20 protein-coding genes are annotated in these 18,856 nt (G+C 63.2%); 9 read left to right on the forward strand and 11 right to left on the reverse strand.

What is annotated here, in order from left to right; all coding sequences use genetic code 11:
* Positions 1-65: 65 nt before the first annotated feature.
* The gene (locus tag PVE73_RS13610) at positions 66-1,235 is read right to left on the reverse strand and encodes an MFS transporter (RefSeq protein ID WP_277362767.1); all 1,170 of its coding nucleotides are present in this window, start codon (positions 1,233-1,235) and stop codon (positions 66-68) included.
* A gap of 142 nt (positions 1,236-1,377) precedes the next feature.
* On the opposite strand from PVE73_RS13610, the gene PVE73_RS13615 reads away from it, so the two are divergent.
* The 5 genes from PVE73_RS13615 (at position 1,378) to PVE73_RS13635 (ending at position 7,176) form a co-directional block, all read left to right on the forward strand.
* Positions 1,378-2,886 (forward strand): winged helix-turn-helix domain-containing tetratricopeptide repeat protein, encoded by a 1,509-nt coding sequence (locus PVE73_RS13615; RefSeq protein WP_277362768.1) that lies wholly within the window; start codon positions 1,378-1,380, stop codon positions 2,884-2,886.
* A gap of 620 nt (positions 2,887-3,506) precedes the next feature.
* Positions 3,507-4,658: a glycine betaine/L-proline ABC transporter ATP-binding protein gene (locus PVE73_RS13620; protein ID WP_277362769.1), complete on the forward strand. Its 1,152-nt coding sequence runs from the start codon at positions 3,507-3,509 to the stop codon at positions 4,656-4,658.
* Positions 4,655-5,611, forward strand: a complete 957-nt coding sequence (locus PVE73_RS13625; RefSeq protein ID WP_277362770.1) for a proline/glycine betaine ABC transporter permease — start codon at positions 4,655-4,657, stop codon at positions 5,609-5,611. The genes PVE73_RS13620 and PVE73_RS13625 overlap by 4 nt, the downstream gene beginning before the upstream one ends.
* 70 nt (positions 5,612-5,681) lie before the next feature.
* A complete protein-coding gene (gene proX, locus PVE73_RS13630; protein WP_277362771.1) occupies positions 5,682-6,719 on the forward strand; it encodes a glycine betaine/L-proline ABC transporter substrate-binding protein ProX in 1,038 nt (345 codons plus the stop codon).
* A 73-nt stretch (positions 6,720-6,792) separates the two neighbouring features.
* Positions 6,793-7,176, forward strand: coding sequence for a helix-turn-helix transcriptional regulator (locus tag PVE73_RS13635; protein WP_277362772.1), 384 nt, complete (start codon positions 6,793-6,795; stop codon positions 7,174-7,176).
* Positions 7,177-7,215: 39 nt separating this feature from the next.
* Here PVE73_RS13635 and PVE73_RS13640 read toward each other — a convergent pair whose 3' ends face one another.
* The 9 genes from PVE73_RS13640 to PVE73_RS13680 form a co-directional block, all read right to left on the reverse strand.
* Positions 7,216-8,613, reverse strand: coding sequence for a chloride channel protein (locus PVE73_RS13640; RefSeq protein WP_277362773.1), 1,398 nt, complete (start codon positions 8,611-8,613; stop codon positions 7,216-7,218).
* A 72-nt stretch (positions 8,614-8,685) separates the two neighbouring features.
* Positions 8,686-9,156, reverse strand: a complete 471-nt coding sequence (locus tag PVE73_RS13645) for a YbaK/EbsC family protein (protein WP_277362774.1) — start codon at positions 9,154-9,156, stop codon at positions 8,686-8,688.
* Between the two features lie 18 nt (positions 9,157-9,174).
* Positions 9,175-9,990, reverse strand: a complete 816-nt coding sequence (locus tag PVE73_RS13650) for an MBL fold metallo-hydrolase (RefSeq protein WP_277362775.1) — start codon at positions 9,988-9,990, stop codon at positions 9,175-9,177.
* Between the two features lies 1 nt (position 9,991).
* Positions 9,992-10,789, reverse strand: coding sequence for a TatD family hydrolase (locus PVE73_RS13655; protein ID WP_277362776.1), 798 nt, complete (start codon positions 10,787-10,789; stop codon positions 9,992-9,994).
* On the reverse strand, positions 10,790-12,337 hold the full coding sequence (metG, locus tag PVE73_RS13660) for a methionine--tRNA ligase (protein WP_277362777.1): 1,548 nt from the start codon (positions 12,335-12,337) through the stop codon (positions 10,790-10,792). It abuts the gene before it with no gap.
* An 80-nt stretch (positions 12,338-12,417) separates the two neighbouring features.
* Complete coding sequence (locus PVE73_RS13665; protein ID WP_277362778.1) at positions 12,418-13,482, reverse strand: DNA polymerase III subunit delta'; 1,065 nt, start codon at positions 13,480-13,482, stop codon at positions 12,418-12,420.
* Positions 13,475-14,146 carry a dTMP kinase gene (gene tmk, locus PVE73_RS13670; protein ID WP_277362779.1) on the reverse strand — a complete coding sequence of 224 codons (672 nt, stop codon included), beginning with the start codon at positions 14,144-14,146 and terminating at the stop codon, positions 13,475-13,477. Before tmk ends, PVE73_RS13665 begins: the two co-directional genes overlap by 8 nt.
* 108 nt (positions 14,147-14,254) lie before the next feature.
* The gene (locus PVE73_RS13675) at positions 14,255-15,379 is read right to left on the reverse strand and encodes a D-alanyl-D-alanine carboxypeptidase family protein (RefSeq protein WP_277367455.1); all 1,125 of its coding nucleotides are present in this window, start codon (positions 15,377-15,379) and stop codon (positions 14,255-14,257) included.
* Positions 15,380-15,492: 113 nt separating this feature from the next.
* Positions 15,493-16,692, reverse strand: a complete 1,200-nt coding sequence (locus PVE73_RS13680; protein ID WP_277362780.1) for a septal ring lytic transglycosylase RlpA family protein — start codon at positions 16,690-16,692, stop codon at positions 15,493-15,495.
* A 408-nt stretch (positions 16,693-17,100) separates the two neighbouring features.
* Here PVE73_RS13680 and PVE73_RS13685 point away from each other — a divergent pair, with 408 nt between their 5' ends.
* Both PVE73_RS13685 and PVE73_RS13690 read left to right on the forward strand, forming a co-directional pair.
* A complete protein-coding gene (locus tag PVE73_RS13685) occupies positions 17,101-17,505 on the forward strand; it encodes a hypothetical protein (protein ID WP_277362781.1) in 405 nt (134 codons plus the stop codon).
* A gap of 192 nt (positions 17,506-17,697) precedes the next feature.
* Positions 17,698-17,886, forward strand: coding sequence for a hypothetical protein (locus tag PVE73_RS13690; protein WP_277362782.1), 189 nt, complete (start codon positions 17,698-17,700; stop codon positions 17,884-17,886).
* Here PVE73_RS13690 and PVE73_RS13695 read toward each other — a convergent pair.
* Complete coding sequence (locus PVE73_RS13695; RefSeq protein ID WP_277362783.1) at positions 17,857-18,123, reverse strand: hypothetical protein; 267 nt, start codon at positions 18,121-18,123, stop codon at positions 17,857-17,859. The genes PVE73_RS13690 and PVE73_RS13695 overlap by 30 nt on opposite strands.
* 37 nt (positions 18,124-18,160) lie before the next feature.
* On the opposite strand from PVE73_RS13695, the gene PVE73_RS13700 reads away from it, so the two are divergent.
* Positions 18,161-18,430, forward strand: coding sequence for a zf-TFIIB domain-containing protein (locus tag PVE73_RS13700; protein ID WP_277362784.1), 270 nt, complete (start codon positions 18,161-18,163; stop codon positions 18,428-18,430).
* Positions 18,431-18,528: 98 nt separating this feature from the next.
* Positions 18,529-18,687: a hypothetical protein gene (locus tag PVE73_RS13705; protein WP_277362785.1), complete on the forward strand. Its 159-nt coding sequence runs from the start codon at positions 18,529-18,531 to the stop codon at positions 18,685-18,687.
* Positions 18,688-18,856: the final 169 nt, after the last annotated feature.

Below are 18,856 nucleotides of genomic sequence, written 5' to 3' on the forward strand. Positions count from 1 at the left end.
CGGCTTGGATCGCGAGAAAGCCGTACCGCGCCTCGGCGCGCTTCTCAAGCCGCATCGGGCCCGGATCAGTGCCGCCGTCCTCCCTCCGTCGTCAAAAATACCGCCAGGACACAGCACAGAAAGCCAAGGGACAATGACAGGCCGTGATGACCTATCAATTGCATCGCCAGACCCGTCGCGGGCGAGCCGGCGATGCCGCCGATGCCCCACGCGAGCGCGAAGGCCGCGTTACCGGCGATCAAGGCTTGGCCGGTGAAACGCTCACCGAGTTGGATCAGCGAGATGGTGTATATACCGAAAGAGACCCCGCCCCAGACGAAAACGAGTGGCCAAATGAGCCACAGGTCGAAGATCAAGGGCAGCAGCAGGCAGCCGGCCAGAGAGGCCACAACACAAAACAACATGGCCCGTGTCGATCCAAACCGTTCGGCCGCGCGCCCGAGCAAAATCTGCATCATGGCATTGCCTGCGATGAAGCAGGTGATGAGCGGAGCGATGCGATCCTCGGCGCTGCTGAGCGCGGCGCCATAGACCGGGAACAAGGAAAGCAGGATCTGCTCGAAGGCGGCGGCAGTGAAAACCGCGAACAATAGGAGCGGTGCCAGCGCGAAGAAGCCGCCGACCGACGTTGCCTCCCCGTCATGCGGCATCTTCGGCAGGCGCGGCACGACCGCAAGCAGGATCATACCGCAGAGAAGGAAGGCCACGATGCCGATCATGAAGGGCGGCCAACCCTGTGTGCCGATCAGGCCGAGCGACAGCGGACCGATGGCGAAACCACCCGAGACGATCGATGAATAGAGGCCCATGATGCGGCCCCGGCGCGGCGCGGGCGTGATCGAGATCAGCCAGGTTTCGCTGATCACATAAAGCGGATTGGCGAAGACGCCGAGCAGGAAGCGCAGCGGCATCCAGGCCCAGACTTGCGTCGTCCCGGCAATTGCGATCAGGGTGGCTGCTGCCAGGATCGAACACACGATCGCAAGCCGCGCCCCGCCCACGCGCCGCGCGAGCGACGGAATGAAGGACGCGGATGCGATGAAGCCCAACGGCGTCATCGCCGCCGACAAGCCGATCAGGCCGGGTATCGTTCCCTGCCGCTCCAGGATAAAGCTGAGCAGCGGGTATGTCAGCCCCTGTGCCACGGCGAAGACCGTGACGGTCGCGATGATGCCCGCCATCGCGGCCCATGGAATCCGATCCTCGCGCGGCGATGTCGTGCTTTCGGCAGTCATGCAGACTTGGCAACCTCCATACGGTTCGAGGGTAGGGGCCCTCGACCTGAAAGAGGATGAATTCTGCAGGTGACGAACAGCGCGGTAATTAAGCTCTCCCAAATAGTTCCCAAAACTTCCAAACGGGCTATAGATGCGCCGTATGCAGGAATCTCGCTTAGCCTTTGGTCCGTTCGTACTCGATCCGGGTGCGGGAACGCTCCTTCGGAACGGCGTACCCGTTGCCGTCGGCTACCGTGGGCTAAAGCTGCTTGCAGCGCTCGTCGGACGGCCCGGCGAAATCGTAGGCAAGGCCGAGTTGATGGACGCGGCATGGCCGGGCATGGCCGTCGAGGAGGGCAACCTCACCGTCCAGATTTCGCTGCTGCGGAAACTGCTTGGTCCGGCCGTCGGCGGCGGTGAATGGATCGCCACGATTCCGCGCGTCGGGTACCGCTTCGTGGGCGCCGTCGAGCAGATCGGTAGCGCGAAGCGAAAGCCTTTGCCGCTGCCCGGTAAACCATCGATCGCCGTGCTGCCCTTCGTGAATGTCAGCAACGATCCCGAGCAGGAATCCTTCGCGGATGGGTTGACCGAGGATCTGATCACAGAGCTGTCCAGGATCTCCAGCCTGTTCGTCATCGCACGCAACTCGGCCTTTGCCTATAAAGGAAAGGCAATGGACGTGCGTGGGATCGCAGAGGATCTTGGCGTGCGCTTCCTGCTGGAGGGCAGCGCAAGACGTGCCGCGGGGCGCGTGCGCATCAATGCCCAGCTGGTCGATGCTGTGAGTGGCGATCATCTATGGGCGGAACGCTTCGACCGCAGCTTGGAAGATATCTTTTCCGTACAGGACGCGGTTACGGCCAAGATCGTGGAGGCGCTGCTTAGCCGGTTGCGCGCACCGCCGCCGCGCAAGCGGCCAAAAAGTCTCGAGGCCTACGATCTCTGTGTGCGGGCGCGCAAGCTGATGGATGATTCGCCGCAGACGGCGCAGGAAGCGCATCTGATGCTCACGCGGGCGGTTTCGCTCGATCCGGGATACGCCGAGGCCTATCGTTGGCTTGCAATGAACCACTGGATGGGATGGGTGCATTCCGGCGGACCGACTGAAGCCAACCGCAGCGTTGCCTTGGAACTGGCACACAAGGCCGTCGAGATCGATCCCAATGATGCCGGCAGCCACTGGGTCCTGGCTTACCTGCTTGCATATGAGCGCAGATTCGCCGAGGCGGATGCGGAATTCGCCAAGGCGACCGAGCACGACCCGAATGAGGCCGACGCCTGGGCGGCAATGTCCGATATCGCGGTCCTAGCCGGGCGAATAGAGGAGGGCCTTGAGCACATTCACAGGGCGTTCCGGCTGAACCCGTTTCCGGCAAGCTGGTACTATCTTGTGCTTGGCCAGGCGCAATATGCGGCCGGCGAATATGAATCCGCTATCGAGACACTGCGCAAGGACGAGACTTACCGTACGAGCTCACGCCGTTTCCTGGCGGCAAGCCTTGCGCAACTGGGCCGGCTCGACGAGGCGCGAGCAGAGGTCGAACTGTTCCTCGTGGGCAACCCACGTTTCACAACCCGCCACTGGGCCGCGACGGAGCCATTCCGCGACGCAGCGACGCTTGGGCACTTCGTTGACGGCTACCGCAAAGCCGGTCTTCCGGAGTGACGTCCCACGGCTATTCCAGGATATCGCCGTTTCCGTCGCCGGCGGGCGCTCCATGTTGTTTTCTACCGAACGGGCAGCTGATGGCATGCATTGTGATTGAGGGCATTAGCCGCTGTCGAGCAGAATCGCATAAGATAGATTATGGAACTCGCATTGACGGCGTAGCGGGATCGCTGCTGCTGCTGCCTTCCTCGCTTTCGCCTTGCGTTGATCTGGTCTGGCGCTTGCTACCGCATCGCTCCACGGCGGTATCCCGACGTTTCGAAGAATGTCTTTGCCTTGCGCAATGATGCCAGGGACCACGTGGCGCGCGTGGGCCACGGTTGTCCCGCGTCGTGAAATGGTCGTGAAATCGGCAGCTTGGCCGCGTTTTCAATTGTGGAATGGATTAATTTTTCCAGTCGGCTTGCTACTGGTGGCGCGCCTCCGTATAACTTTCCAGTCCGTGTCAATCATGCAGAGTTATGCGGCAGTTGACCTGCATGCCTGGGAGAATTGTATACTGGGCAATACGCGCTTGTGCGTCGATTGAGGCTTCCTCTTGCTAGGCGCGTCTTATTCAAGAGGCTTAGGGGTTTAGAACCATCGAACCAATGACTTCGAAGATAACGTGCTCATCCTTGTACAAGATTTTCGGCCGCGCTCCCGAGGAAGCTCTGGCTCTTCTCGAAGATGGCGCCGACAAAGATGAGATCTATGCCAAGACAGGCCAGGTCGTTGGCGTCGAAAATGTAAATTTTGAAGTTTCCGAGGGCGATATCTTCGTCGTCATGGGACTTTCAGGGTCGGGAAAATCCACGCTCGTCAGGATGATCAACGGGCTGATCAAGCCTAGCGCTGGAGAAATACTCGTAGACGGCACCAACGTCGCCGCTTGCAACGACGAGGAACTTCGCTCCGTTCGGCGCGACAAGGTCGCGATGGTGTTTCAGCATTTCGCGCTGTTCCCGCACAAGACGGTGGCAGAGAACGTGGCCTTCGGTCTCAAGATCAAGGGTGTCCCGGTGGCAGAGCGCCGCGAGCGGGCCCTGGCGGTGCTGGACCAGGTGGGCCTGGCCAACCGCGCCGACAGCTACCCGGAGGAGCTTTCGGGAGGTATGCAGCAACGCGTGGGCCTTGCCCGAGGACTTGCCGCCGATCCGGAAATCCTGCTCATGGACGAGCCCTTCGGCGCGCTCGATCCGCTGATCCGGCGCGACATGCAGACCGAACTCCTGGAACTGCAGCGCTCGCTCAAGAAGACGATCGTCTTCATCACGCACGACCTGCACGAGGCGCTGATCCTCGGCAATCGCATCGCCATCATGCACAATGGCAGGTTCGTCCAAGTGGGCACGGCGGAGGAGATCGTCGGCTCGCCGGCCGACGACTACGTGGCCGCCTTCACCGCCGATGTCGATCGCTCCCGCGTCTTCCGCGCCGGCAGCGTGGCCGTGGAACCGCATGCGGTGGATCTCGGGACAGGGGCCGAAGAGGCGGCGCGCCGCATGGAGGAGCTTGGCCTCGACGCGCTCTATGTGACGCAGGGTGGCAGGATCGCCGGCATTCTCACCTATCGCGATGCGGTGGGGGCTGCGCGCGTCGGGAATGGCAGCCTTCGCGATCTGATCGTTGAGGATTTCCCCTCCGCATCGCCCGACGTCCATCTCAGCGATCTCTATCCCATGGCGCAGAAGGGCCTTCCCATCGCCCTTCGTGATGCCAAGGGGCGCTTCACAGGGGTCGTACCGCCACAGGCGGTGTTCGCGAAGCTGGCGGCGGGGGCTGCATGATGGACTGGGTGAGCCCTTCCGATTTCCTGTCCATCCCCTTCGACGATTGGGTGAACTCTTTCGTCAAGGATTGGCTCGTGCCGAATTTCAGGCCGTTCTTCCGCGCCATCCAGTGGCCCGTCGTCCAAGTGCTCGACGGGCTGGCCTATGCGCTCAACGCGACGCCCATGTTGCTGTTCGCGGCCATCCTCTCGCTGGTCGCGTGGCGTACGGCCGGACGCGGCGTAGGCCTGTTCACCCTGGCTTCGCTCTTCTTCATCGATCTCATCGGCCTGTGGAGCGAGACGATGACGACGCTCGCCATGGTGGTGACCGCCGTCTTCTTCTGCGTGCTCATCGGCGTCCCGCTGGGCGTGGCGGCGGCGCGCAGCGACATCTATGAGAGGGTGCAGAGACCGGTTTTGGACGTGATGCAGACGATCCCGTCTTTCGTCTATCTCGTGCCCATCGTCATGCTGTTCGGCGTAGGAATGGTGCCAGGCATCATCGCCACCATCATCTTCGCCCTCCCTCCGATCGTGCGTCTGACCAATCTCGGCATACGCAATGTGCGAAGCGATCTGACCGAGGCCGCGACCTCCTTCGGCGCGACGCCATGGCAGGCGCTCGTAGAGGTGCAGTTCCCGCTGGCCATGCGCACCGTCATGGCGGGGCTGAACCAGACCCTGATGCTCGCCCTCTCCATGGTGGTCATCGCGGCCCTCATCGGCGGCGGGGGGCTTGGGCTCACCGTATTCACGGGCCTTGGTCGTCTCGATGTGGGCAATGCGACGGCCGGCGGTGTCGGCATCGTGCTCCTGGCGATCATCCTCGACCGCATCAGCCAAGCGCTCGGCGAGAAGAAATCGGTTCACACCGTCTCCCTCGCCACCACGATCAAATCCTTCTTCGGCTCTGCGTCGCAGCGCGATGCAACTGCCCATCACGAGCGGGCCGCACCTGAAGGTCTGTAAGCAAATGCCTGGCAACGGGCATGATCGATGCTCCGTCGATGGCGGGGCGAGCAAAATCAGGGAGATTTGCATGCATAGATCTAGAACGATGATTTCAGCCCTCGCCATTTCGGCAGCGCTGGCGCTGTCCCTTCCCGCCGGGGCGTTCGCGCAGGACAATCCCGGCGAAGGCACCAATGTCAGGATGGCGCGGGCGACTTGGGACACGGGCTGGTTTCATGCGGCGATCTACAAGAAGCTGCTGGAGGAACTGGGATATACGGTCGAGGGTCCGACGACGCTCGACAATCCGCCCTTCTACCAGGCGGTCGCCCAGGGCGATCTCGATCTCTGGGTGAATGGCTGGTTCCCGCTCCACAATACATATGAGAGCACCTTCTCGCAGGGCGCGGAAAAGATCGGCTATGTCGCCAAGGGCGGCGCGCTTGAAGGTTATCTGGTCGACAAGAACTCGGTCGAGAAGTTCGGGATCGAGACGCTGGACGATTTCAAGCGCGACGAGGTCCGCGAGGCGTTCGACCGCAACGGCGACGGGAAGGCCGATCTGGTCGCCTGCCCTCCCGGCTGGGGATGCGAGGTGACGATCGAGCACCACCTCGACGCCTATGAGTTGCGCGACGTCATCAATCCGATCAAGGCAAGCTATTCCGCCTCCATGGCGGATGCGGTCGCCGCCCACGGCGAAGGCCAGCCGATCCTCTTCTACACCTGGACTCCAAACTGGACCGTCGACGTCCTCAAGCCGGGCGAAGATGTGATGTGGATCCAGGTGCCGCGGGTCGATCTTCCCGAAGCGCAGAAGGATCTCGAGGATGCCGCCACGCTCGACGGCGTGGAAGGCTGTGTGGCCGATCCCTGCAGGCTCGGCTTCCCTGCCAACGATATCCGTCCGGTGGCCAACTCGGCATTCCTCGAGGAGAATCCGGCGGCGAAGGCATTGCTGGAAGAGGTTTCGATCCCGGTTGCCGACATCTTCGCGCAAAATTCGAAGATGAACAGCGGCGAAGGCGATCCCGAAGACATCGAGCGGCACGCCGACGAATGGATCGAATCGCATGCCGATCAGGTGAACACCTGGCTTGAGGCGGCTCGCGCCGCCGCGCAGTAAAGGACCACGGGGGAGCGCGGTCAGCACCGCCTCCCCTCCCCGAAGAATATCAACAGCTTACTGGGAAGAATCAATGGAGCATCTCAAGGCCGCGGAAGCGGCAAGCAGCAATGCCGGAGAGGATACGCTGGGCGGCCGGATCTACCATGCGCGTGATGCTGTCGGGCTCAACATGGAAGAAGCGGCCCGCCGCCTCGGCGTGGAGACGGAGACCTGGAAGGCCTGGGAATGCGATCGTGACGCGCCGCGCGCGAACAAACTCGTCACCATGGCCGGTCTGCTCGGCGTAAGCCCTTCTTGGCTTCTCGCAGGCACCGGAACGGGCCCTGCCCCGGACCATCATGACGAGGGCGCTGATCTTATCCGTGCGCTCGAGGCCGCCTCGGCCGAAGCCCTTGCCTCGCAACAGCGGGTGCTGGACCTTGTGAGCCGCGTCAGAAGGGCCGATCTCGCCTGAGACGAGAAAAGACGCGGGTCCGTCGCCCGCGTCCATGCCTCACCGGTCGTCCGAGGCCGGCGGCTCGACCGCCGGCCTTTCTTGTGCCTGCCCCTGCGCGTTGCCCGTCGCCATCTGTGCACGCCGGCGGCGCAGCGTATCGGCGATGAACAGCCGCGAGAGCGCATGGTAGAGCGGCTCCGGGGTGATCAGCCGCGCCGTGCCGTATCCAAGCATGGATGCAGCCATCAGGGGGATCACGTTGGCGTGGTTTCCCGTCATTTCGAGGATGATCACGAAGGCCGTCATCGGCGCCTGCACGACGCCGGCGAAATAGCCGGCCATGCCGAGCACGGCCGCAAGCCCGGTGCTCGCGCCGAAAAGCATGCCGATCGTGCTCCCGAGCCCCGCACCGACGGACAGCGACGGGGCGAATAATCCTCCGGGAATGCCCGATACGGTGGAGGCAAGCGATGCGAGAAGCTTGGCCGCGAAATAGAAGACGGGCAGTTCGCCGCCTTCCACCGCTCCGCGCGCTTGCTCATAGCCGGTGCCAAAGGTGAGCCCGCCGGTGAGAATCCCAACGACGGCGACGACAAAGCCGGCACCCGCCGCGAGCAGAATGGTGCGCCGTTTCGGGTCGGGGGCACGCCAGCGGCGGATGCGACGGGTGATGCGCAGCGTCAGGTCGCTGAAGCCGGCTCCGAGCAGCCCTCCCAGGATACCGCAGGCGATCACCAGGGGCCAGTCCCGCGGGAATGCGGCAGTCGTGGAGGTCACCCCGAAATAGGTGTAATTGCCGAGAATGCCGAGCGAGGCGAGGCCGGCGATGATGACGGCCGACAGCACCAGTCCGTTGACCCGGGACTGGTAGCTGCGGCTCATCTCCTCGATGGCGAACACGATCCCGGCGAGCGGCGTATTGAAGGCGGCCGCGATTCCCGCGGCGGAGCCGGCCAGGATCAGCCCGCGGGCCTGCGCCATGCCACCGATGCGGGCCGCTTGCAGCATAAGCGATGCGCCGACCTGCACCGTTGGTCCCTCTCGACCGATCGAAGCGCCGCTCGCGAGGCCGAGAACCGTGAGCGCTATCTTGCCGAAGACCATGCGCAACGAAAGGAAGTGGCTACGCTCCTTATCGTCGCGCAGGTGCCTGGCAGCGATGACCTGCGGGATGCCGCTGCCCTCCGAGCCGGGGAAGAACCGGTAGGCCAGCCAGGCGCTCAAGGCGAATCCCGCAGGTGTGACGAGGAGGGGCAGGAAACGGCGCAAGCCTTCTGCGCCTGTTGCAGCCAAGAAGAACAGATGCGCCTCGTCGGCCAGATAGGCGAAACCGGTGCTGATGAGGCCGGTGGCGAGTGCTCCGAGCCAGAAGACGAGCCGCGGTTTCCACAGCCGGGGCGAGACCACCAATGCGCGGGAACGTCTCAACACCCTGAACTTCGACCGCGCTCGCATTTCGGTTGGTCGCCCCCGTTCCTTCGATTTCAAATGCGCCTCGCGGCGCGCTGACGCTGCTTCAACAAGCCTCTACACCACGAGATCGGCGAGACGGGCGCGCGCCGCGGCGATCAGCGCCTTGGGTTCGGCGGAGAAGACGGCATCATGCGCACCGGCGGCCGCCCACACCTGGTCCAAGCGCAACAGCGTTTCGTCCGCATAGCGTTCTACGCTTTCAGGCTGACCGAGCGGTGAAACGCCTCCGATCGCAAAGCCAGTCTCCTCGCGAACGCGCCGTGGGTCGGCACGCTCCAATTCCTCGCCAGCGAGCGCGCCGGCCTTCTTCACATCGAGCTTGCTGCTGCCGGAGACCAGAAAGAGGTACAATCGACCGGAACTCTTGCCTGCAAAGATCAGGGACTTCACGATCTGGTCGACCTCGCAGCCGCATTGACGCGCCGCCTCTTCCGCCGTTCGGGTCGACTCGCCCATGCGCTTGATCTCGACCGGAAGGCCAGCCTCGGCAGCCGCAGCGGTAACGCGCTCAATGCTCTTCGACATGAAAATCCCTACAGTTCACTATCCTGCAATTTCTGCCTCAACCACCATGCCATCATAGGCGGGATCCACGTTCTCCGGTGTTTCGCGCCGTACCGTCTCGTAGTCGAGCGGCGTGTGCATATGAGTGAGCACCGCGCGCCGGGGCGCGAGGCGTTCGATCCATTCCAGCGCCTCGCCGAGCGAGAAGTGGCTGGCATGCGGGCGGTATTGCAACGCATCGAGCACCAGCACCTCAAGGCCTTGCAGCAGCGGTATGGTCTCGGTGGGAAAGTCGCTCACATCGGAGCAATAGGCAATGTCGCCGAGGCGGAAGCCCAGCGAGCGGATGTCGCCGTGGATCTGCGGCAGTGGCGTGAAGGGGATCGGACCGCCCTCCCCGGTGACGGAAAAGACGCGGTCGTGCCTGATGACATGGGGCAGGACGATCGGCGGGTAGTTGCTGCCGGGCGGCGTTTCGAAACAGTAGCCGAACCCATCACGCAACCGCCCAAGCGTGTACTCGTCGGCGTGTATGTCCATCAGACGACGCTGCGCCTGCACATAGCTGCGCAGATCGTCGATACCGTGGATGTGGTCCGCATGGGGATGGGTATAGACCACCGCATCGAGGCTCGTCGCGCGCGCGGCAATCATCTGCTGGCGGAAATCGGGCCCTGTGTCGATGGCGACACGAGTCGTCCTGCCGTCGGGCTTGACCCGCTCGACGAGGGCGGCCGCACGCAGGCGCCGGTTCTTCGGATTGTCCGGATCGCAGGCGCCCCAATCGCCGATGATGCGCGGCACCCCCGGTGAGGAGCCACAGCCGAGGATGGTGAGGCGGATTCGATCCCGCACTTCACGCGCCTCCATGCCGGAATTCGGGTGGCACCCTGGTGAAAAGGCGGAAGAAATTGTCCGTGGTGAGTTCCGCCGTCTCCTCGGGCGAAAGCCCGATCGTCTCGGCCAGAACCGCAGCAGTATGCATCACGAAGGCAGGTTCGTTGCGCTTTCCGCGGTGGGGCATCGGCGCGAGATAAGGTGCATCGGTCTCGACCAACAACCGGTCACGGGGCACGAAGGCGGCGACATCGCGCAGGGCGTCCGACCTCTTGAACGTCAGAATTCCCGAAAAGGAGATGTAGCCGCCGAGTTCGACCCCGGCGCGCGCAAGCGCCAGTCCCGAGGAGAAGCAATGGAGGATGAAAGGAAAGCTTCCCTTCTCCGTCTCCTCGCGCAGGATGGCCGCCACGTCGTCATCCGCATCCCGCGCGTGGATGACGAGCGGCAGGCCCGTGCGGCGCGCCGCATCGATATGCGTGCGGAATCCCTGTGCCTGCATCTCGCGCGGCGAGTTGTCGTAGAAATAGTCGAGACCGGCCTCGCCGATCCCCACGACCTTCGGGTGACCGGCGATTGATATCAGTTCGTCGGCTGTGACGCCGTGCTCTTCGGCGGCATTGTGCGGATGCGTGCCGACCGTGCAGAAGACATTTGCGTACCTCTCCGCGATCGCGCGAATTGAATCGAACCGGGCGACACGGGTTGAGATCGTCACCATCAGCCCTACGCCGGCCGCACCGGCGCGGGCGAGAATGTCATCGCGCTCTTCCTCGAAATCCGGGAAATCGAGATGGCAATGGCTGTCGACCAGCATTCAGGCCCCCTGCCCTTCCTGTTCCACATAGCGCGGGAAGACGGGCTGAGGCGCTGGCAGCGGCGTCCCGGATACGAGCATGGCCTCGCCGATATCGTCGAAGCGGCGGCGGTCCGCCGGCACGGCCAGGAGGTCGAGCAGCTTTTCCGCCGAGCCCGGAATATAGGGCTGGCAAAGAATGCCCACACGCCGCAGCACTTCGGCGGTGGTGAAAAGCACCGTCTCCATGCGCGACGGATCCGTCTTGCGCAGGGCCCATGGGGCCTCGCCCGCGAAATAGCGGTTTGCCTCCGCCACCACCTCGAACACCGCCGCGAGTGCGGAGTGGATCGCCTGGCGCCCCATCGCCGTGCGGCTCGCGGCAAGCGCTGCCTCCGCCTGGTCTAGAATAACCTTGTCCGCGGCCGAGAATTCACCCCGCGCGGGCACCTTCCCGTCGCAGTTCTTGGCGATCATCGACAGCGAACGCTGCGCAAGATTGCCGAGATCATTGGCAAGGTCGGCATTGATGCGGTTGACGATCGCCTCGTGGCTATAGCTGCCGTCCTGTCCGAAGGGGACCTCGCGCAGGAAGAAATAGCGCACCGCATCGAGCCCGTAATGATCGACCATCGTGAAGGGATCGACGACGTTGCCGACCGACTTCGACATCTTCTCCCCGCGGTTGAAGAGGAAGCCGTGCGCGAAGATCCGCTTCGGCAGCTCGATGCCGGCGGACATGAGGAAAGCCGGCCAGTAGACCGCGTGAAAGCGCACGATGTCCTTGCCGATGACGTGGACCGCAGGCCAGAAGCGCCACTTCTCCGCGCCCGTATCCGGATAGCCGGCGGCGGTGATGTAGTTGGTGAGCGCGTCCACCCACACATACATCACGTGCTTCTCGTCGCCCGGCACCGGCACGCCCCAGTTGAAGGTGGTGCGTGAGATCGAAAGATCCCTGAGCCCGGACTTGACGAAGCTGATCACCTCGTTGCGCCGCTCCGCCGGTGCGATAAAGTCCGGGTTTTCCTCGTAATAGGCGAGAAGCTTGTCCTGATAGGCCGAAAGCCGGAAGAAATAGGATTCCTCCTCGTTCCATTCGACAGGAGAGCCCAGTGGCTCGCGGCGCACGCCGTCCTCGCCGACCGTGGTCTCCTTCTCGTCGAAATAGGCTTCCTGCCGCACGGAATACCAGCCGCCGTAGCGGTCGAGATAGATATCGCCATTGGCCGCCATGCGCTCCCAGATCGCCTGACACGCCTTGTAATGGCGCTCTTCGGTGGTGCGGATGAACTCGTCGTTGGAGCCGCCCACGGTCTCGATCATCGCCCGGAAAACAGCGGAGTTCCGGTCGGCCAGCGTCTTCGGCGCAACACCTTCCTGGTCCGCCGTCTGCTGCATCTTCAGGCCATGTTCGTCCGTGCCGGACAGGAAGAACACGTCCTTCCCGTCGAGTCGCTGGAAGCGAGCCAGCGCGTCGGTGGAGATCACCGTGTAGGCGTGGCCGATGTGCGGCTTGCCGTTCGGATAGAAAATCGGCGTGGTGATGTAGAAGGTCTCGCGTGTCATCAGGAGAATGCTCAAAAGGTCGATACTTGGCTTGCGCCCAGATAGCGCATCATGGCGGGGAATGCCATGCTTGGAAGCGCCTAGCCAGCCGCCTGCTTCTGCATGGCTCCGTGCAACCGGTCCAGCATTCCGGTGACGTGCTGTTTGCGGTCGAGATTGTAGATTTCCGTCTGGCGCGTCGTCTCGGCCACTTCCTCCCAAAGAGAGGCGAACCGCTGCGCGCGCGCCATAGCGCCCACCGCCGCAGCGTTTGATGCCGCATCCGCCACCCGGTCGAGAATGGCGCGGTTGAAGAGACTGAACTGGACGTGCCGTTCCCGCCCGGTGACGGCTTCGGCGAGCTTGTAGGCTTCCGTGACATCGAAGCGCTGCTGGGAAAGGATCCGCTCCACCACCTGCTCGATCTCGAGCCCGCCGAATTCAGTGAGCAAGATTGCATCGCGCGCGCTTCCTGCGGCGCGCTGCACGAGCAGCCGTCGTTCCTCGGCCCCGTCCGGCAATGTGGCGCCGAGGCTCGAAAGCAGGTCTTGCAGCAGATCGGGAGAGAGGGGATCGAGCTTGAAGACCTGGCAGCGCGATCGGATTGTCGGCAGGAGCCGGCCGAGCGAGTGCGCTATGAGGACGAAGAGCGTACGCGGCGGTGGCTCCTCCAGGTTCTTCAGCAGTGCGTTCGCGGCACTGGTGTTCATGTCGTCCGCCGGGTCGACAATGATGATTCGGTAGCCGCCGTCAGGCGGCGTAAGGGAAAGGAACCGGCTAACCCGCCGGATCTCGTCCACTGTGATCACCGTCTTGAATTTCTTGTCGCGCTCCACGAATGGCCGCGTGAGGTGAAGGAGGCCGGGATGGGCGCCCTGCGCGACGAGCCGGAAGGCCTGGGAGCGCGGGTCGATCCGGGAAATCTCGCCCGGAGCAATGCGGTGGTCCGGATGGCTGAAGAGATGATGCGCCAGGTGAAAGGCAAGCGTCGCCTTTCCAATTCCTTGCCGGCCCGTAAACAGGAGAGCGTGATGCAGCTTGCCTGCGCGATAGGCGCCCACCAGCATGGCGCGCGCGGCTTCATGGCCGAGCAGGAGCGGATTTTCCGCCGGTTCCGGAATGTCCGGCAGCGTGTCGTGCTGTTCGGGTGCGCGGCGCTCAAACATTATCCGCCTCCTCTGAATCACCGGCCATGGCGCGTGATGTGACCTGCGAAACGGCCTCGGCGATCTGACCCGCAACCTCCTCGGCGGCAGAAGACGCGTCAATGACAATGCAGCGCCGGGGTTCACTGGCAGCGATCTCCAGGAATGCTTCGCGCCGTCGCCGATGGATGTCCAGCGTCTCCTTTTCAAAGCGGTCCGCGGTTTCCTCCCCGCGCCTCTCCGCGGCTCGGCGAAGGCCTTCCTCGGGATCGATGTCGAGCATGATGGTAAGGTCGGGCATGACGCCGTTGACCGTCACGCGCTCCAGCGCGGCCATGAAGTCGGGCTCCAGGCCTCCGGTCACGCCCTGGTAGACGCGCGAGGAATCGACGAACCGGTCGCAGAGGACGATGGCGCCGCGGTCCATCGCCGGCCGGATCACCTGCTCGACATGGTCAGACCGCGCGGCGGCGAAGAGGAGAGCTTCAAGCGTCGGCCCGAAGGGCTCGGCGGCACCGGAAAGGAGGACATGGCGGATCGCCTCCGCCCCCGGCGAACCGCCGGGTTCGCGTGTGGTCACGACTTCACGACCTTCGGCGCGTAGGTGCTCGGCCAGGAGACGTATCTGGGTCGACTTCCCCGCGCCCTCACCTCCTTCGAACGTGATGAAAAACCCCCGGGGCACCGTTTCCTCGTTTTCGTTCCGCTTCCGGCGCGTCCTTCATAGTCGGCGAAGCGGCGAAGGTCCAATGCCAAGAGGAAGCAGGATCGCAACCTGCGAACCGGTCAGGTGCTAACGCGTCCAGCCCACGAGAAGCTCTTCGACCGCACCGAACGCCCTTTGGCGGAGCGTACCGCGCGGGACGGTCTCCGCCGCATGGAGCTCGGTTTCCTGGCTCAGCATGTCGCCGATCCAGATCTGCAGCTTGCCGACGGGCGTGCCCTGCTCCACTGGAGCAGGAATGGGACCGTCGTAGACGATGCGCGCGGAGTAGCTCTCCGAATCGCGCGACGGCAAGAGAGCGGAAACCGGACCGTTTGCGCGGAGCGCCACGCTGCCTTTAGCGCCGCCATAAACGCTCGCCTCTCCGATCACCTCGCCTTCGGTAAAGAGCCGGCGCTTCCGAAAGGCATCGAAGCCCCAATCCAGCACCTTGCGGGTTTCCTCCACGCGCTCCTTCTCTGTCGGAATGCCGGTCAGAACCGCGACGAGACGCCTTCCGTCGCGTGCGGCCGAGGCGATGATGGAATAGCCCGTTCCCTCCGTGAAACCGAGGCCGAGGCCATCCGCGCCCGTCTCGAGCCGCAGGAGACGGTTGCGCTGGTTTATCCGGTTCCACTCGAAATCGGGCTGAGAGAAATAATGGTAATATCCGGGGTATTCCCGCAGGAGATGCTGCGCAAGCAGCGCCATCTCGCGCGGCGTGACCTGCTGTCCGTCAGCCGGCAGCCCTGTCGGGTTGACGAAGGTGGATTTCTGGAGTCCGATCGTGCGGGCTCGCTCCGTCATCAACCGGGCGAAATTCTCTTCCGAGCCAGCCATTGCCTCGGCGATGATGATGCAGGCATCATTGGCCTGATGGACGGTTATGCCCTGGATGAGCGCCCCGACGGGGACGGACGACTTCACGGCCGCGAACATCGTCGCCGTGCCTGACGGCGCTCCGCCGGTTCGCCATGCATGCACACTCACCGGAAACTCTTCCTCGGGAAACAGCCTGCCGCTTTCAAGCGCATGGAAGACGAGCTCGACCGTCATGAGTTTCGCCAGGGAGGCCGGCGGCATGAACTCATCCGGGTTCTTGGAAAGGAGAACCGTGCCGGTGCCCGCGTCGATCACGAAAGCTTGGGCGGCCTTGGTTTCCAAGCCCTGCGTCCACGCATGAGAAGCCGGCCCGAGCGCAATGGCAAGTGCGATGAAAGCGGTGATGAGCCGAGACACGAAACTCCCTCCTGCCCTTCATCCAGAATGAAGATGCCGGACCGGCTGATCAAGCCCGTCCGGTGCAGAACCGGTGCGATTTTTCGGAATCAGTCGCGAACGGCGAAAGCGTCGGTCGCGCCTGCAGCCCAGGCAGCTTGCAAGACCTCGTCCAACCCGGCATGCCCGTCGGGCACGAGCGACAGGACAAAGACCTGTCCGTCAGGACTCCGTGCGGGCTCGATCACCAGCCGGCCGAGACCCGAGAGGGAATGCATGATGCGCTCGGCGTCCTCGCGCGACGTCCAGGCGCCGAGATTGACGAACGACCCCTCTGCTGGCTGCCCCGCGCTTGCGCTGCGGCCGGCCCACCAGTCCTGCACCGCCTGCGCGTCCAGACCGGGATCGACCACTGCGTCGAAAACCCGCGAGGCCGCACTGACGCGCTGGTCGGCATAGGACAGCGCCGCGATCTCTGCCGTCTGTATGATCGTAGGGATCACATCCGGGCGATCCGGCACCAGCGGCCCAACTTGCGGCAGCGCAACCGTGGCGGCGCTTTCCGTCAGGTCAGGCTGGCTGGCGAAGGCGACAGCAGCACTCGGGACGGGCTGGGTCGGCGTTGGGCCGGCCATCGCGACCATCACACCCGTTGGCAGACCGTCCGAGGGATCGGGCATCCCACCGGGCTGGTATGACGCCATCAGATACTCGTCATCGCGGCCGTTGAGCGGGGCCGGGCCGACATATTCCACCCGCACGCGCGCTACACCAGCGTGCTTGTAGTCGAGCAGTTCGGCCGCCCGCTTGGAAAGATCGATAACGCGATCCTTCGCGAAAGGGCCGCGGTCGTTGACGCGCACGACCACGGAGCTGCCGTTGTTCACGTTCGTCACGCGGGCGTAGCTCGGCAGCGGCATCGTCGGGTGCGCGGCCGACAGATGCGTCATGTCGTAGACTTCACCGTTGGCAGTAAGCCGACCGTGGAAAGCATCGCCATACCAGGAAGCCTTCCCTTCGGCGACATAGTCCGGATCTTCCTTCGGACGATACCAGCGCCCCTTGATCTGATAGGGCTTGCCAACCTGATAGCGACCGCCGCCGCGCGGCAGCTCGGAGGCGCCGTAAGCTACGCGAGGACTTGCCTTTACGCCATATTCCGATTCTGCGAAATATTCCTTGGTCGACTTGACGGAAGCGCTTTGGACCGTCTCGCCGCACCCGGCCAACAGCACGGAAAGCGCGGCGACACCGGCGAAAGCTACAGTTGTCTTCGGATTTTTCCTGGCCCCCGGTCGCTTGGCAATCACCCGGTCTTTTCCCCAAATGCGTTCACTCAAATGCGGCCCCCAGACTGCGCACGGTGCACCCTCACCGGATTGCTCTCATGCACAGGAAATCGTTATTACGATCTGAATCGACTGTGGCCGTAAGCTGGCAAAAATAAGTGATACATAGGATCATCCGTATTGGCTAGGCCATCCCGGCGCGCGCTTCATCCCGATAGGCGCTTTGCGGGTAACAATATGTCACATTCTGTTATGGTGCCCGGCGGCAGAAGGAGCGTGCGGCAGCGAGCCTGGCTGCTGCACCCAGGTGGCCGGCCAGCCAAAGTCGATTGAGAGCGGCGGCCGACGACGAAATAGACGCTTCCTGGAAGTTTCTGCCGGATGTATACTTGCAGCACCTCAAATGAGGGGAACAAGGGAGGCGTTACAATGCCACAGTTAGCAAGTCTCTACTTCAAGGCCGCCATCGTTTTTCTGCTCATCGGCATCGCGATGGGACTGCAGATGGCGATGTCCGGAAACCACAACGTGATCGGACCGCACGCGCACAGCAATCTTCTCGGGTGGGTCACCATGGCGATCTTCGGCGGTTACTATGCCCTGAATCCCGCCAAGGCACAGGGAAGGCTGGCGACCGCCCAGTACTGGATCTATACGGTTGGCGTCGTTGTGATGGTGCCGTCCCTTTATATGCTCTATCTCGGATATCCCGCCTTTGAGCTCTTCACGGCGGTCTCTTCTTTGGTGATCCTCCTGGGCGTCGTGCTGTTCGCCGTGATCATCTACGCCAAGGAGCCTGCGCCGCGCCCAATCCCCGGCGCCGCCGCCGTCTGAGCAATGGCGACTGCCAGCGCGCCTCGGTCCCGCCGGGGCGTGCTTTCGCTAGGTCGCGATCGCTGCTACTGCCGTTCTCATCCGCAACACGCCGCCACAGGAACCATATGCGTGACCTGTGGTTGGAGTGCTGCGTGCGTGCGCCGAAGCTGCGGAGGCGCGATCAGCAGGCGAAGCGAGGAGGCATGCCCGATGGCCGGCGCATTCGACAAACGGCAGGGAGAGGATGGGCTCTGGGAGGTCTATGACGAGGACAGCGACGAAGTCATTCTGATCGACGGCTTGCCGCTTGCCGGATTGGGCGAAGAGGAGGCGGATGATGCCCTCCGGCGACTCAGGCGTGGAGACCTGTCACCGGACTACAGTCCGGAAGCGCCTTAGCATCTCCTCCCGCTCGCCGCCTCCGCGGCGGAGATGCAGCCACAGGACCGTGGCGCCGAGCGCGAGAAGCGCGATGTTGAGGAAGAAGGTGTGATCGATTGCAAAGCGCACCATCTCCTGGATGCCCACTTCCACCGAAGGAACCTCGATCCTCCCATTGTTCCGGCGCAGCCTCAGCCCAAGTCCCCAATGACCTCCAGACCCGTGCTGCCGGTTCAGGTTGTTCCCGGTCGCCATATGTGTTCTCCTACCACGTCACAAGAAGGAGACGGAGATGCAGTGCCCTGTTGACGGAAGCGAGTTGGTCATGAGCGAGCGGCAAGGCATCGAGATCGACTATTGCCCAAAGTGCCGCGGCGTCTGGCTCGATCGTGGCGAGCTCGACAAAATTGTCGAGCGGACCTCGCAGGAGGGTTTGTCCGCGCAATTTGACCAGCGCTCCCGTGAGCGCGACGAGCGCGGGTACAGGGATGACCGAAACTACGGTTCGCAGCGCCCTCACAAGAAGAAGAAATCGCTTCTGGGCGAAATCTTCGATTTCTGAACAGCTACGAACGCGGGCAGGCCACAGAACCTGCCTGCCGTGTAGAAGAGGAGCAGATTATGTGGCTGCGCCTAACAGACCAAAACCAAAAGACCGTCATGGTCAACAGCGACCATATCGTGTGGTTTGACGCCCAGCCGAGTGGCAGTTTTACCGAACTCCACGTCACCTATTATGGCGGCGACCGGAACATTGCGATCCTCGTCAAGGAACCGGTCGAGGAGATAGCCGCCATGCTGACGCGGCCGCCCTCCTGATCACGACGATCTGGCCCAGCCACCATCGCGGCCTGCGACTGTGTGCGGGTCATTGCGAAGACTTCCCTGCCTCCGCGTGTGCTCACGATCTGCGCCCCCGCACCGTCCAAATGCCAGCGACCGGCGTATATCTCGGATAGCGAGCCGAGCTTGGGGCACTCCACTCTAC

Origin of the sequence: Chelativorans sp. AA-79 (assembly GCF_029457495.1) — a bacterium.
Taxonomy (GTDB): Bacteria; Pseudomonadota; Alphaproteobacteria; order Rhizobiales; family Rhizobiaceae; genus Chelativorans.

Excerpts from the sequence above, each read along its gene's own strand:
- PVE73_RS13610 (WP_277362767.1), bottom strand. The coding sequence starts at position 1,235 with ATGACTGCCGAAAGCACGACATCGCCGCGCGAGGATCGGATTCCATGG.
- PVE73_RS13615 (WP_277362768.1), top strand. The coding sequence starts at position 1,378 with ATGCAGGAATCTCGCTTAGCCTTTGGTCCGTTCGTACTCGATCCGGGT.
- PVE73_RS13625 (WP_277362770.1), top strand. The coding sequence starts at position 4,655 with ATGATGGACTGGGTGAGCCCTTCCGATTTCCTGTCCATCCCCTTCGAC.
- proX (WP_277362771.1), top strand. The coding sequence starts at position 5,682 with ATGCATAGATCTAGAACGATGATTTCAGCCCTCGCCATTTCGGCAGCG.
- PVE73_RS13635 (WP_277362772.1), top strand. The coding sequence starts at position 6,793 with ATGGAGCATCTCAAGGCCGCGGAAGCGGCAAGCAGCAATGCCGGAGAG.
- PVE73_RS13640 (WP_277362773.1), bottom strand. The coding sequence starts at position 8,613 with ATGCGAGCGCGGTCGAAGTTCAGGGTGTTGAGACGTTCCCGCGCATTG.
- PVE73_RS13645 (WP_277362774.1), bottom strand. The coding sequence starts at position 9,156 with ATGTCGAAGAGCATTGAGCGCGTTACCGCTGCGGCTGCCGAGGCTGGC.
- PVE73_RS13655 (WP_277362776.1), bottom strand. The coding sequence starts at position 10,789 with ATGCTGGTCGACAGCCATTGCCATCTCGATTTCCCGGATTTCGAGGAA.
- metG (WP_277362777.1), bottom strand. The coding sequence starts at position 12,337 with ATGACACGCGAGACCTTCTACATCACCACGCCGATTTTCTATCCGAAC.
- PVE73_RS13665 (WP_277362778.1), bottom strand. The coding sequence starts at position 13,482 with ATGTTTGAGCGCCGCGCACCCGAACAGCACGACACGCTGCCGGACATT.
- PVE73_RS13685 (WP_277362781.1), top strand. The coding sequence starts at position 17,101 with ATGCCACAGTTAGCAAGTCTCTACTTCAAGGCCGCCATCGTTTTTCTG.
- PVE73_RS13690 (WP_277362782.1), top strand. The coding sequence starts at position 17,698 with ATGGCCGGCGCATTCGACAAACGGCAGGGAGAGGATGGGCTCTGGGAG.
- PVE73_RS13695 (WP_277362783.1), bottom strand. The coding sequence starts at position 18,123 with ATGGCGACCGGGAACAACCTGAACCGGCAGCACGGGTCTGGAGGTCAT.
- PVE73_RS13700 (WP_277362784.1), top strand. The coding sequence starts at position 18,161 with ATGCAGTGCCCTGTTGACGGAAGCGAGTTGGTCATGAGCGAGCGGCAA.
- PVE73_RS13705 (WP_277362785.1), top strand. The coding sequence starts at position 18,529 with ATGGTCAACAGCGACCATATCGTGTGGTTTGACGCCCAGCCGAGTGGC.